General features: G+C 67.8%; 10 protein-coding genes and 1 pseudogene. 7 read left to right on the forward strand and 4 right to left on the reverse strand.

Annotated elements, in window-relative coordinates; all coding sequences use genetic code 11:
• A partial coding sequence (locus ACLARN_RS39970; RefSeq protein WP_409496680.1) for a transposase occupies nucleotides 1-202 on the reverse strand: 202 nt, incomplete at its 3' end.
• Between the two features lie 198 nt (nucleotides 203-400).
• On the opposite strand from ACLARN_RS39970, the gene ACLARN_RS39975 reads away from it, so the two are divergent.
• The gene (locus ACLARN_RS39975; RefSeq protein WP_409496681.1) at nucleotides 401-832 is read left to right on the forward strand and encodes a DUF6892 domain-containing protein; all 432 of its coding nucleotides are present in this window, start codon (nucleotides 401-403) and stop codon (nucleotides 830-832) included.
• A gap of 26 nt (nucleotides 833-858) precedes the next feature.
• On the opposite strand, the pseudogene ACLARN_RS39980 reads toward ACLARN_RS39975, so the two are convergent.
• Nucleotides 859-1,126, reverse strand: a pseudogene (locus ACLARN_RS39980) (IS5/IS1182 family transposase); the annotation flags it as partial.
• A gap of 500 nt (nucleotides 1,127-1,626) precedes the next feature.
• A complete protein-coding gene (locus tag ACLARN_RS39985) occupies nucleotides 1,627-2,574 on the reverse strand; it encodes a helix-turn-helix domain-containing protein (protein WP_409496682.1) in 948 nt (315 codons plus the stop codon).
• An 11-nt stretch (nucleotides 2,575-2,585) separates the two neighbouring features.
• On the opposite strand from ACLARN_RS39985, the gene ACLARN_RS39990 reads away from it, so the two are divergent.
• Nucleotides 2,586-5,900, forward strand: a complete 3,315-nt coding sequence (locus tag ACLARN_RS39990) for a DUF5107 domain-containing protein (RefSeq protein ID WP_409496683.1) — start codon at nucleotides 2,586-2,588, stop codon at nucleotides 5,898-5,900.
• A 35-nt stretch (nucleotides 5,901-5,935) separates the two neighbouring features.
• Here ACLARN_RS39990 and ACLARN_RS39995 read toward each other — a convergent pair whose 3' ends face one another.
• Nucleotides 5,936-7,618 carry a beta-N-acetylhexosaminidase gene (locus tag ACLARN_RS39995; protein WP_409496684.1) on the reverse strand — a complete coding sequence of 561 codons (1,683 nt, stop codon included), beginning with the start codon at nucleotides 7,616-7,618 and terminating at the stop codon, nucleotides 5,936-5,938.
• A gap of 158 nt (nucleotides 7,619-7,776) precedes the next feature.
• On the opposite strand from ACLARN_RS39995, the gene ACLARN_RS40000 reads away from it, so the two are divergent.
• From ACLARN_RS40000 to ACLARN_RS40020, 5 genes are read left to right on the forward strand one after another with little or no spacing between them, the layout of a single operon-like run.
• Nucleotides 7,777-9,054 carry a glycoside hydrolase family 36 protein gene (locus tag ACLARN_RS40000; RefSeq protein ID WP_409496685.1) on the forward strand — a complete coding sequence of 426 codons (1,278 nt, stop codon included), beginning with the start codon at nucleotides 7,777-7,779 and terminating at the stop codon, nucleotides 9,052-9,054.
• 20 nt (nucleotides 9,055-9,074) lie between these two features.
• Nucleotides 9,075-10,025, forward strand: a complete 951-nt coding sequence (locus ACLARN_RS40005; protein ID WP_409496686.1) for a carbohydrate ABC transporter permease — start codon at nucleotides 9,075-9,077, stop codon at nucleotides 10,023-10,025.
• A 12-nt stretch (nucleotides 10,026-10,037) separates the two neighbouring features.
• On the forward strand, nucleotides 10,038-10,874 hold the full coding sequence (locus tag ACLARN_RS40010) for a carbohydrate ABC transporter permease (protein WP_125798859.1): 837 nt from the start codon (nucleotides 10,038-10,040) through the stop codon (nucleotides 10,872-10,874).
• Between the two features lie 17 nt (nucleotides 10,875-10,891).
• The gene (locus ACLARN_RS40015; RefSeq protein ID WP_409496687.1) at nucleotides 10,892-12,232 is read left to right on the forward strand and encodes an ABC transporter substrate-binding protein; all 1,341 of its coding nucleotides are present in this window, start codon (nucleotides 10,892-10,894) and stop codon (nucleotides 12,230-12,232) included.
• Between the two features lie 11 nt (nucleotides 12,233-12,243).
• Nucleotides 12,244-14,019, forward strand: coding sequence for a bifunctional metallophosphatase/5'-nucleotidase (locus ACLARN_RS40020; protein WP_409496688.1), 1,776 nt, complete (start codon nucleotides 12,244-12,246; stop codon nucleotides 14,017-14,019).
• The last annotated feature ends 2 nt before the right edge of the window (nucleotides 14,020-14,021 follow it).

The following is a 14,021-nucleotide window of genomic DNA, read 5'->3' on the forward strand; positions in this document are numbered from 1 at the left end:
GCCGGAACAACCCATACACCGTCTGCCAGGGCCCATACCGGGCCGGCACATCCCGCCACTGAACACCCGTACGCACCCGAAACCGGATCCCGTCGATCAACTGCCGCCGCGGATGCACCGGCGGACGACCCGGCTTCTTCCCAATAGGCAGCAACGGTTCCAGCTTCGCCCACTGCTCATCCGTCAGGTCACCACGCCCCACACGAAGATCATCTCAAACCAAGACCCACTTCTGAAACAGGCCCTAGCTCCGCCGTTGCTTCCGCAGCGCTATGGGCCAGGCAAGCCTGCGCCGTGACCTGCGACGTCACGATGAAGAGGGCCCAGTGTGCACGATTCGCCGATCAGAAGGTGTGTGTTGACTGCCCGGATTGTCGGGGTGGTCTGGTAGATGATGGGCATGTTCCGCGACTTCAACTTCAAGCTGTTGGTCATCGACAAGCTCATGTACCAGGACAAGGTCATCCAGCCCCGATTCCGGATCGCCGACATTCTCCACGCCAAGGGCGCCACCGGCGACCTGTGGAAGTACCTGCGCGAACAGGACCTGCTGTACACCGTCCTTGAGGAAGCCCGCCAGTACTTCACCGACTTGGAGATCACCCCCGACCAACTGGCCGCTGTGGAAGAACTGACCACTGACGGCGGCTTGGAGATCTACCACCAGTGCTCGCCGTTCTGGGACGGAGAGGACGACCTCTTCGACGTCACCTCACTGGACGACCTCGCCCTGCTACCCAACCTCCGCGTGATCCACGGCGGCGGCGAGGCCATGATGGCCGCCCCCGGCGCCGAGGACACCCTCAAGGCCCGCGGAATCGCCGTGGAATGAACCCTTTCATCGTGGCCGGGGCGAGTCTCGAGGCGGTGCAGGACGAGGATGATCGCGGTGGCCCGGCGTGGGCAGCAACGGAGTTTGGCCACTTTCCAGCCCATGAGCAGCGAGACAGCGCGTTCGCCGAGCGCGCGGATGCGGGCATGGACACAGTAGACCGCCTTCTGCCCGCGTGACAGGTGAGGGCGTGTGGCGTGGCATCTGAACGGGGTGCGGACCCGTGCAGCCCGCACCCTGGTACACCTTGTCGGCGAAGGCGGTGACGTCGCTGGTGGTCAGCATGCCGATCAGGATCGCGCCGATCTTCCACCGTCATCGTCCACACCACCCAACAACGCGGCCCTTCACCACAGCTGGACCAAGCGGCAGAACCCGGCGTCGGCGAGCCCGAGACTAGCCCGTGAGGTCCGAAACAGTCCGACACCAGGCGACACACCCCGACACCGCAGCCACCTCGCGACCAGACGAAAAGGTCTTGTCCGACGTCATTTGACACCATCCGACACGCCAAGGTTCCGACTCTTAACCAGCGAGTTCGGGGTTCGAGTCCCTGATGGCGCACATTCAGACCCCACGTTTTCGGTTTCGATGACGTGGGGTTTTGTGTTACATGGACGCATTTCTTCCATTTCTCACTGTCCATTGTGGTCTGATCCGCGCCCGAGAAGTCGGACTGAAGTCCTGGGGATGGTCTTGGCGGTCGCTTCGGCCGCAGCGAGGGCGAGCCGCTGAAAGACCCGTCCCCGTCCTCAGGCCCTACCCCGCGTCAACAACCTCACGACCGGCAACAACTAGTTCTTCCCGCGTCGGTACTCGCTGGGACTGCAACCGTGTTCTCTGCGGAAAGTGCGCGAGAAGTAGAACGCGTCGTTGTAGCCGATGGTCCTGGCGATCTCGGAGATGTCGCGGGACGTGGTGGCCAGCAGCTCGCGCGCTCGGGCCATCCGCAGGCGCTTGGCGTATTCGACCACGCCGCAGCCCGCCGCCATCCGGAACAGGGCCGCGAAGTGCGAGGGCGACAGGCCCGCCGTGCGCGCCAGCTCTTTGACGATCACCGGCTTCGCGAAGTTGTGCCGCAGGTACTCCTGCGCCTGGCGAACCGGCTCGGTGGGCTGGTGGGCTTCGGTCAGCGCGTCCGCGGCCAGCTGCGCCAGCAGGGTCCAGCCCGCGCCGGAGGCCGAGATAAGGTGCGGGAAGCTCTCGTCCCGTTCGAGGAAGCCGATGGCGTCGTCGATCGCCGAGACGGCCCGGTAGGCGTCGCGCACCTCGATGATGGCTTCTCCCCCGTCCGGCGTGACGACCGAGAGCAGCTCCGAGACCTGGGAGCCCGCGGCGTGCAGCCACCAGATCGTCCAGGGGTCGCGCGAGTCCGCCCAGTAGAAGTGCGGGCGGGATGGGGGCAGGACGAGGGCGTTTCCCGGCCTGATCACGCTCACCCTGCCGTCGACCTCGCAATGCCCGACCCCGTCGGTGCAGACGATCACGATGGCTTCCGGTGCGCTGCGCGGACGGTGCATGCCGTGGTCGGCCGCGCTGGGGAAGTACCCGGCGTCGGTGACGAGCAGGCCCGAGGTCGGGGCTCTGCGCAGGGCTGACGCCACCAGCGGCCGCGGCAGCACGCGCAACCGCTGACCTGGGAAGCCATCGGGCAGCAGCATCCGCACACCGTACATCCGGCCGTCGAATCGTCCAGGTGACTCGGTCGATTCGGCCATCCCGCCGAACGGGTGCCCGGGCATAGCGTTGCCGCATGTCACAGGGTGAATCGACGCTGATCCTGCCGTCCCGACCCGCCGAGCACGCCGAGGCAGGGGTCGCGGCGTGGCGGGCGGGGGTGATGATCGACAGCTACCTTCCCGAGGCGCCCGACCGGTATCCCGCCTACCTGGACCGGCGCGTCTATCAGGGCTCCTCCGGGCGGGTGTATCCACTGCCGTTCCATGACCGGATCAGCCCGGTGAAGGCCCCGGCGGAGTGGGACGCGGTGCACCTGGAGAACCGCTGGCTGCGGCTGATGGTGCTGCCCGAGCTCGGTGGCCGCATTCACGTTGCTTTCGACCGCACCCGAAACTACGACTTCTTCTACCGCAACCCGGTGATCAAGCCCGCTCTCGTCGGCCTGACCGGCCCGTGGATCTCCGGCGGAGTCGAGTTCAACTGGCCGCAGCACCATCGTCCCGCCACGTTCCTGCCGACCGACGTCGAGATCGAGCACGAGCCCGATGGCGCCGTGACCGTGTGGTGCTCCGACCACGACCCCTTCGACCGGATGAAGGGGATGCACGGCGTCCGGATGCGGCCCGACAGCGCCGTCCTGGAGTTGCGGGTGCGGCTGTACAACCGTTGCGAGCGGACCCGGACGTTCTTGTGGTGGACCAATATCGCCGCGCGAGCGGATGAGAACTACCAGTCGTTCTTCCCCCGTGACGTGCGCGTGGTCGCCGATCACGCCAAGCGTGCGACGACCGGCTTCCCCGCCGCGGACCGGGCCTACTACGGGGTCGACTACCCGGCCCGCCGCGACGAGGTCGACACGGTCGCCGGTGGCGTGCGGGTCCGCGGCGACCGCCTTGACTGGTACCGCAACATCCCGGTGCCGACCTCGTACATGTGTGTGGGCAGCAAGGAAACGTTCTTCGGCGGCTATGACCATGCCGCGCGGGCCGGGTTCGTGCACGTCGCCGATCGGCAGATCGCTGTCGGGAAGAAGCAGTGGACTTGGGGCGCTTCGGAGTTCGGTGACGCGTGGGGCCGCAATCTGACCGACGACGGTTCGGCCTATGTCGAATTGATGGCCGGGGTTTTCACCGACAACCAGCCGGACTTCTCCTTCATCGCGCCCGGGGAGACGAAGGTGTTTTCCCAGTTCTGGTATCCGATTCAGGAGATCGGTCCGGTGCAGGCGGCAACCGTGGACGCCGCGGTGCGGGTGGACCTCCGGGGAACGAGCGCGCGGGTCGGAGTCGCAGTGACGGCTGACCGCCCCGGATGCCGCTTGTCGCTCGTCGACGGCACTGGGGCCGAGGTCGCCGAGGTGCGCGCCGACATCGCGCCGGGCAAGCCCTTCCATGAAAGCATCCCGCTGACGCGGCCCGCTGATCGACTCGTGCTGCGCGTCCTCCACGGTGACGAACTGTTGGTGGAGTGGGATTCCCTGGTCCCCAGTGCGGACGATCAAGTCACCCCGGCACGCGAGCCCGCCGCGCCCGAGGACGTGCCGACCGTGGAAGAGCTGGCCGTGATCGGCGCGCACCTCGATCAGTACCGGCACGCGACGCGCTCGCCGGAGCTGTACTGGCGTGAGGCCTTGCGCCGCGATCCAGCGCATGTCGCGGCCAATGTCGGGCTCGCCGGGCGCGCGTATCAGCGTGGCGACTTCGCTGAGGCGGAGAAGTTGTTGCGGGTAGCCGTTTCCCGGCTGACGACATTGAACCCCAATCCGGTCGACACGACCGCGCTGTACTGCCTCGGTCTCGTGCTGGAGCGACTCGGCCGGGCCGAAGAGGCGTACGACGTATACGGTTCCAGCTCCTGGGCGCGTGCGTGGCGGGCACCGGCGGGCTATCGCATGGCGCGCATCGACGCCGCACACGGGCGGAACAGGGAGGCGCTGGCCAGGCTTCAGGATGTGCTGCGCACCGAGCCGGAGCACCTACAAGCCCGTGCGCTCCGGGTGATTGTGTTGCGCCGTATCGGAAAAGATGGTCAAGCGGCAGAACTTGCCGAAGCCACCCGTGCGCTTGATCCCCTGGACTGGTGGACGCGCGATCTACTTGGCCTGCCTCTCACTACGGACGCGCAGACCTGCCTTGACCTCGCGCTGGAGTACGTCGGCGTTGGTGAGCACGATGCGGCGCTGCGGGTGCTCGACGTCGCCCGCGAGCGGGAGGGTGCTCGCGCGATCGGACAGACAGCGGCCGGGCCGTTGCTGGAGTACTACCGAGCCGAGGTGCTGCGCAGGCTGGGCAGAGACCACGAGGCGCGTGAAGCCGTTGGGAGGGCGCGAAATCTCGACGCGACGTGGTGTTTTCCTTCGCGGTTGGACGACGCGTTGACGTTGGAGCGTGCGGCGAACTCCGACGACACGGACGCGCGGGCTCGCGCGCTGCTCGGACACTGGCTCTACGCCAACGGACGCCCTGATGACGCGTGCACGGCCTGGACCGCCGCGGCGGCGATCGACCCGGATGATCCCGTGGTGTGGCGGAATCTGGGGCTCGCGGCCTTCAACCACCTCGGTGACGCCGACCAGGCATGCGCGGCCTACGACTCCGCGCTCGCCGTCGCGGGGGACGACGCCAGGTTGATCTTCGAGCGTGACCAGCTCAGTGCGAGGCGCGGCGTGCCGCCAGGGCAACGGCTGGACTGGCTCCTGCGGAACCGCGCCCTGGTCGAGACGCGGGACGACGCCACCCTTGAACTCGCGCACCTGCTGATCACCGCCGACCGGCTCGACGAGGCCCGCGAACTGCTGCTCGGCCGCACCTTCCAACCGTGGGAGGGCGGTGAGGGCGACGTGCTGCGCGTGTGGGACCGGCTGTGCCGCTTGCAGTCCACAGTGGACGACGCGTTCGCGCCGCCGGAATCCCTCAGTGAGGCAAGGCATCCGCTCGCGAACACCGCGCAGCTGCACCTGATGCGGGGTGACCTGCTTGGCGACCGGGCGGCGTGGGAGCTAGCCGCCGCGCAGCAGGGCGACTTCCTGGGGATGAGTACCCAGCCCTACTCCGAGGCGACCTACTCTTCGGTGCTCGCGCTGCGCAGGCTTGGTCGCACCGAGGAAGCCGACCGGCTCACGGAGGCATTGCGCGCCTTCTGCGACACGTTGGAGGCGAGCCCGGCGACCGTGGACTACTTCGCGACTTCGCTGCCGTCGATGTTGTTGTTCACCGAGGACCCGGCCGCCGCGCAGCTGCGCCGAGTAGGTTTTTTGCGGGCGCAGCTCGACATTCTCGACGGGCAGCACGCACGTGCGGGTGACCGGTTGGCCGCGCTGCTGGCTGAGGACCCGCACCACGTCGACGCGCTGGACCTCGCCCGTTCGATCCGGACTCCGACGCGGTGACGGCGTCTGTGCACCGTCACCACGCGCGGAATTCCTTACACGTCAGGGCTATCCGCTACGGTTCCGGTCGCGGCCGCGTCGGCGTAGTTCGCGAGGCGCTCGGCCATCGGGACCCCGGCACGATGGGCTCGCCTGCCGGTGCCGCCGCGCTGCCACGGCGCCGGGCCGGTCAGCGGGCGGAACTCGACTCCGGCCGCCGCCAGCCGGTCGAGGTGGCGGGGCAGCCGCCGGTGGAGATCCTGCGTGCGGGAGCCCCAAGCGATCTCCGCGAAGGCACACGTTCGCGGGTACAGGAGGTAGTCGACCAGTCGTGGGTCCTCGACGAACTCGGTCCACATCTGGCACTGGATCCCTTGCACACGAGCACTTTCGGCCTCGGACCAGTCCTGCGGGATCGGCTCCCACGAGGCGACGTCGCCGAGGGTGACCGGGCCGCCGATCGCGAGTGGCTCGTCGGGGTGGGCCTCCTGGAAGTAGTCGAAGTAGGTCGGCATGACCGGCGAGAGCACGACGTCGTGACCGGCCGCCGCCGCCCGGCGGGCGACCTCCGCGCCACGCCACGCCATGACCAGCGTGGTGGTCGATTCCGCGTCGGCGGCGGTTCCTTGTGCGGCAAAGCTGTCGTCCCACGTGACCGGTGTTTTGCCGTGCTCAGTCAGCATCTGCCGCACTTCGGCCATCAGGGCGGCGAAGATCTCGGCGCTCCCGGAAAGCCTCCGCTTGTCGGCGAACGCACGCACCACCGGATCGTTGTCCCACGCCCGCAGGACGGACTCGTCGCCACCCACGTGCACGTAAGGGGAAGGGAACAGCGGGAGCAGCTCGTCGAACAGGAGGCGCAGGAACTCCAGGGACTGCTCCGACGGCGCCAGGAGCGCGTCGTGCACACCCCAGTTCGTGTGCACCGCGCGATCCGGCACGGACGGGGACCCGAACTCCGGGTAGGCGGCCAGCAAGGCGCCGGTGTGGCCGGGAACGCCGATCTCCGGGACGACCGTGATCGCGCGGTCCGCCGCGTAGGCGATGATCTCGGCGAGGTCGTCGCGGGTGTAGTAGCCGCCGTGCGGTGTGCCGTCGTGGACGACCTCGTCGGAGTAGTGGCTGACCTGGCTCGTCGCCCGCCAGCTGCCGACCTCGTGCAGGCGCGGGAAGCGAAGGCTCTCCACCCGCCAGCCCTGGTCGTCGCTGAGATGCAGGTGCAGGGTGTTCAGCTTGTGCGCGCTCATCAGGTCGAGGTGGCGCAACACCTCCCGCTTGGGCAGGAAGTGCCGGGCGACGTCGAGGAGCATTCCACGCCAGCGGAATCGTGGGCTGTCCTCGACGCGGACGACCGGTGCGACCCACCGGGTGTCCGACGGCGCGGCCTGCCGGTACGCGGCGTCGGGAAGGAGCTGGCGCAGGGTCTGCACGGCGTACACGACACCGGAACGGTCCGCCGCGGTGATGGTCAGTCCGGCCTCGGTCACGTCGAGCACGTAACCCTCGGGAGGGGTCGCGCCCGCGCGGAGCAGCACCCGCAGAACCGCGGGTTCGGTGACGACCTTGCCGGCCATGGGCAGCAGCGCGATCGCCCGCAGGACCGCCGCCCGTTCCTCCGCCGGCACGTCCAGGCGCACCGGGAGTTCGGCCGGAAGCCGGAGCACCCCCGCGCCGAGCAGCACCGAGTGTGGTTGGGGAACGAGGTGCGCCGCCCGGTCTCGCGCGTCGTCGTGGCTCATGGTCGCTGCCTCCCGGTATGCGTGCACATGTTTCTTTCTGTTCAATTACCGTCTAGAGTACGCATATAGTGCTCATTTGTGAGCCATTATGCGCATAAACAAACGAAAACCACCACGAAGGGACGCCGATGTACCTTCCGATCGCCGAGGTTGCCTGCGTGCCGGCTCGGGCGCGCGTCTTCGAACAGGGCTGGCAGTCCTGGAGTCCCACCGGCACCTACCCGGGTGACGCGACCTCGCCCCGGCCGTCCTCGGCGCAGATCGCGGCGAGCTGCTTCCGCTTCGACCGGCCGATGCCGGAGTCCGGCTTCCAGGGCGAGGGACTCATCGTGATCGACCCTGGCGACGGCGGCCCGGTGCGGTCGTGGTCCGCGGTGGATCACTCCGCCGAAGTCCCCTCCATCCGCGTGCGGGCGCTCGGGGACCGGCTCGTCGTCTCCAGCCTGGGCGCTGTCCGGGAGACCGAGCACGCCGACCTCCCGCGCGCGCTCGTCGCCTGGGCCGAGGAGGTGGCGGCCGGCGGTGGCGTGACGGCGGTCCGTCCGCTCGGTCCGGGGTGGAGCAGCTGGTACGGGCACTGGAACAAGGTCACCGAGCAGGACATCGCCGACACCCTGGTGCACGCCGAACGACTGGAGCTGCCGCTGGAGATCATCCAGCTCGACGACGGCTACCAGAGCGCGATCGGGGACTGGCTCGACATCCGGCCGGGCTTCGGATCCCTTGAAGGAGTGGCGAAACGCGTCGCCGACACCGGACGGCGCGCGGGCATCTGGCTGACGCCGTTCTTCGTCGCCGCCGACAGCCGGGTGGCGACCGAGCATCCGGACTGGCTGGTGCGGGGCACGCCCGCGATGCGCGAGTGGGACCGGGACATCGCGGTGCTCGACGTGACGCACCCTGGCGCGGCGGAGCATCTCGGTGGCGTGTTCAGATCCCTTGTGGCGACCGGGTTTTCGTTCTTCAAGATCGACTACATCTACGCCGGAGCGCACCCCGGCCCGCGACACGCCGACGTGTCGGGGCACGACGCCTACGTGGCGGGGATGCGGATCATCCGCGAGGCGGTCGGGCCGGACTCGACCGTTCTCGGTTGCGGCGCACCGATGCTGCCCAGTGTGGGACTCGTCGACGCCATGCGGGTCAGCCCGGACACCGCGGTCGCCGTCGAACCCAAGTCCGGGGACGTCAGTCAGCCCTCGCAGCTCGGCGCGCGGCTGGCAGGGGCCGCGCGGGAGTTCATGCACGGCCGGTTGTGGGTCAACGATCCCGACTGCCTGCTGGTGTCTCCGCGCGTGGAAGACCGCGCCGGCTGGGCGGATCACGTGGCCTCCAGCGGTGGGTGGAGGTGTTCGAGCGATCGCCTCGCCGACCTCGACGAGTGGGGGGCCACGCGCACCCGCGAGCTGCTCACGCCGTCAACCGGTCCTGCCTGATCTCCGGAAGGGAGTCCGCCATGACTCAGGTCCTCACGGTGCCGGCCCCGCCGCCACCGGCCTCGACCCGGCCGGTGCCGCCACGGGGACGTCGTCGGCGGGCGCGGGAAACCCTGACGGCATATGCCTTTGTGGCTCCGAGCCTGTTCGGCGTCGTCGCGTTCCTGTTGCTGCCGGTACTGATCGTCGCCGGGCTGAGCCTGTTCGACTGGAAGCTGCTGGCCGTGCCGGAGTTCGTCGGGCTGGCCAACTACGAGCGGCTCTTCGCCGACGGCGGGATCGGCCACTCGCTGCTGGTGACCATCGCCTACGTGGTCCTGACCATCCCGGTGCAGACGATGCTGGCCCTGTTGCTCGCGCTGCTGCTCAACCAGCGAGTGCGCGGCGTGAAGATCTTCCGTGCGTTGTTCGTCCTGCCCTGGATGGCGACGCCGGTGGTGATGGGCCTGGTGTGGGGCTGGATCTTCGACCCGGCCAACGGCGCGGTCAACTCCTTCCTGGAGATCTTCGGGATCGACGGGCCGAGTTGGCTGTCGTCGGCCAGCCTCGCGCTGCCCTCGGTGGCGGCGACGCAGGTGTGGCAGTTCGCGGGCTACAACATGCTGTTCTTCCTCGCCGGGTTGCAGTCCATCCCGAAGGACTACTACCAGGCGGCCTCGCTGGACGGGGCGTCGCCGGTCCGGCAGTTCTTCGCGATCACACTGCCGCTGTTGCGCCCGACGCTGTTCTTCGTCCTTGTCACCAACGTGATCGGCTCGTTCCAGGTCTTCGACACCGTTTTCGTGATGACCAACGGTGGTCCCGGCAACAGCACCGAGGTCATCAACTACACGATCTACCAGACCGCGTTCCGGCAGTTCGATTTCGGCTACGCCTCCGCCATCGCGATGGTGCTGTTCCTGATCATCCTCGCGGTCACCATGGCGCAGGTCCGGTACTTCAACCGCACCACGACCTACGACCTGACCTGAGAGGGGCCGACCGTGACCACGACGACCCGGCGACGGCGGCCCTCCCGCCGCGCCGCCCTCTACGCGACGCTGATCATCGGGGCGGCCATGTCGGTCTTCCCGTACTGGCTGATCGTCTCGACCGCGTTGAAACCGCGCGGTGAGCTCTTCGAAGCGGCACCGTGGGCGCCGCCGTCCTCGCCGACGCTGGAGAACCTCGGCGCGCTGCTGGGCTCGGACTTCGCGCAATCCATCCTGAACACCTTCATCTTCGTCACCGTCCTCACCGTCGGGCAGCTGATCTTCACCACGCTGGCGGCGTATGCGTTCGCGCGCTTGGACTTCCGAGGCCGCAACTCGCTGTTCTGGCTGTACCTGGCCACCCTGATGGTGCCCAACGTGGTGACCCTGATCCCACTGTTCCTGATCATGCGTGAGCTGGACCTGGTGAACAGCTGGTACGGGCTCGTCGCGCCGTACGTCTTCGGCACGCCGTACGGGATTTTCCTGATGCGCCAGTTCTTCCGCAGCATCCCGCGCGAGATCGAGGAGGCCGCGCGGGTGGACGGCGCGGGGCACCTGACCATCCTGTGGCGGATCATCCTGCCGCTGAGCAGGCCGATCCTGGCCACGCTGGCGATCGTCACGGTGATCTCGTCCTGGAACAACTTCCTGTGGCCGCTGATCATCACCAGCAGCGAGGACACCCGCGTGGTCACCGTCGCGATCGCCGCCCTGCGCTCGGAGATCGGCATCGACTACACCCGGATGATGGCAGGCAGCCTGCTCACGCTGCTGCCGATGCTGCTCGTCTTCGTCTTCTTCCAGCGCTACATCGTCCGGTCGGTCGCCCTGACCGGACTCAAGTGACACAAAGGAGTGTCCCCATGAAGCTCTCGGCTTTCCGGCGGAAGATGTTCAGCATGCTGACAGTCGGCGCACTGGTCGGGCTGGTCGCCGCCTGTGGCGGCAGCGGCGACAGCAACGGCAAGACGACACTGACCTACCGAATCTGGGACGAGCAGCAGCAGAAGGGCTACGAGAAGGTCTTCGAGGCGTTCAAGGCCAAGCACCCCGACATCGACGTCAAGATCGAGCTTCAGCCCTACGACCAATACTGGACCAAGCTCGTCACCGAGATGGTCTCCGGCACCGCGCCCGACGTGTTCTGGATGACGCCCGCGAACTTCCCCGAACTGGCGACGCAGGGCGCATTGATGGACGTCTCCGCCGCCGTGGAACAGTCCGGCCTTGCCAAGGACAAGTACCACCCCAACGTGGTGGATTCCTTTACCTACAGGGGAAAGATGTACGCCGTCCCCAAGGACTGGGGCGTACCGGGGATGCTCTACAACAAGCAGGTCTTCGCCGAGGCCGGCGTCGAGATGCCCACCGAGCCGCTGACCTGGGCGCCCGACGGATCCGGGACGTTCCTGCCGCTGATGCAGAAGCTCACCGTCGACGTGAACGGCAAGCACCCCAATGAATCCGGCTTCGATCCGGCCAAGGTCAAGCGGTGGGGCTTCGCCTCCTGGAACCACTCGGGCACCCAGTGGCTGAACTGGATCCCGAGCAACGGCGGCACGACGATCACCAAGCCCTACGGCACGTTCAACTTCAACGAGCCCGCTTCGGTCGAGGCGTTGCAGTGGGGCGTCGACCTGATCAAGAAGTGGCACGTGTCCCCGCCCGCCGAGCAGACCAACCCGCCCGCGGGCCGTGCGACCGAGATGTTCCAGCGCGGCGAGGTCGCGGTCTTCCCGGCCAACAACGCGCTGCTGCCCTTCGTCGCCCCCGGCTCGACCTTCCCGATCGGCACCGCATCGCTTCCCGCGGGCAAGGCGGGCCGCGTCGTGATCATCAACGGCCTCGGCGAGGCGGTCTACTCCCGCACCGAGCATCCCGACCAGGCCAAGCAGCTCGTGTCGTTCTTGGCCACCCCGGAGGCGCAGGCGATCATGGCCGAGGGCGGCTATGTCTTCCCGGCCATCAACGACCTCGCCCCGCGCTACGTCGAGCACTGGAAGGCCAAGGGCATCGACACCCAGCCGTTCCTGGACGAGGCGCGCGGCAAGACGGTGAACTTCCCGATCGTGTCCGGCTTCGCCGCGGCGGAACCCAAAATCAACCAGATCTTCAACGACATGTACCTCGGATCGGTCAACGTCCCCGACGCCGCCGGGGAGGCTGTCAAACAGGGCAACGCCCTGCTCCGTCCCGAGAAGTAAGGAGGTCTGCCATGTCCGCATCACCCAAGAGATGGCGCGCGGCGGCGATCGCCACCGCCGCGTCGCTGGCCGTCTCACTGGCACCGGCCGCGACGGCCGAGTCCGCGCCCGGGGTTCCCGTGCAGCTGCTGTCGATCACCGACCTGCACGGCTACTTCGGCGAGTACACCACGACCGTGCCCGGCTCGCGTGCCGGTGAGCCCGCGAAAACCGTCGGTGGCGGGGCATATCTCGCCTCACACCTCGACCGGCTGCGCGCACCGGAGAACTCCGTACTGTTCTCCGCGGGCGACGACTTCTCCGGCTGGCCGTCGGAGACCGCGTGGTTCTGGAACGAGCCGACGATCGAGTACATGAACATGATCGGCGTCGAGTTCTCCACCGTGGGCAACCACGAGATCGACCGGAAACCGGCCTACCTCAAGCACATGATGGAGGGCACCTGCAAGGGCCGCCCCGACCGCGACCTCTGCTTCACCGACTCGACCGGGAAACGCTTCCAGGGCGCGGACTTCGACTACTACTCCGCGAACGTGGTCAACGAAGCCACCGGCCGGCCGCTGGTCAAGCCGTACCACGTGCGGCAGGTCGATGACGGTCGCGGCGGCACGCTCCCGGTGGGATTCATCCACGCCACGACCACCCACACGCCGGAAGAGCAGCTCTCCTACTGGCCGAGCGAGCTGAAGTTCCTGCCCGAAGTGGAGACGATCAACCGCTACGCCGAGGAGCTGCGCGGGCGGGGCGTCCAGGCCATCGTCGCCGTTGTGCACGAAGGGTTCTCGCAAGCGAACGGGGCGGGGTACAACGACTGCACCGCACCGTTCGGCCCGCTTGCCGACATGAACAAGCAGATCAGCCCGGCGGTGGACGCCATCGTCGGCGGGCACTGGCACGCGCTGGTGAACTGCATGCTGCCCGACCCGGCCGGTAATCCCCGCCCGGTGGTGGACGCGGCGAACCACGGCAGGCTGATCAACGAGATCAACCTGGAGCTGGACCCGGCGACCGGCGATGTCCGCCGAGACCGGACGAAGTCGGTCAGCCACGCCAACACCCGTGATGTCGCACCGGATCCCGAGGTGCAGCGGATGGCGAAGTACTGGAAGGACCGGCTCCCCGCGCGGGGGAACCAGCAGGTCGCCACGGTCACCGGCGATCTCACCCGCACCTCCGGCACCGACGAGGAGTCCACGCTCGGCAACGTGACCGCCGATGCGTTCCTCTGGGCGGCCAACAAGGACGGACAGGCCGACCTCGCGGTCGCGATGCCGGGAATCTTGTTGCGCGACATACCTTTCGCTCCCAATCCGGCCAATCCCGCGGACGCGCCAGGGCGGGTGCTGTTCTCCGAGCTGGTCTTCGGCACGGTCTATGAGAACGGCATCGGCCCGGCCGTCGTGCGCGGGACGGTGACCGGCAGGAAACTCGACGAGCTGATCGAGAGCCAATGGCAGCGGGGGGCCGACGGTGTCGTGACGTATCGGCACATGGCCGTTTCCGGCAACGTTTCCTACACCTACGACCCCGGCGCCCCGCTCGGGCAGCACGTCGACATCAAGAAGATCCGGATCAACGGGAAGCCGGTGAAGGCCGACCGCGAGTACCGGATCGCGACTCTGGCCAACAACTTCTTCGCCCGCAACGCCACACCCGGGTTCACGGCGCTTTTCGATGCCAGGAACCAGGATCGGAGCATCTACTCCGGTGCGGACGCGCTCTGGAAGTACCTGGAGGCGAGGTCGCCGGTCCGGCCGCCGAAGCTCGACCGGGTCCGGCCCCGTTAAGC

The organism is Amycolatopsis sp. cmx-11-12 (assembly GCF_046269425.1).
In the GTDB taxonomy this organism is placed as follows: Bacteria; Actinomycetota; Actinomycetes; order Mycobacteriales; family Pseudonocardiaceae; genus Amycolatopsis.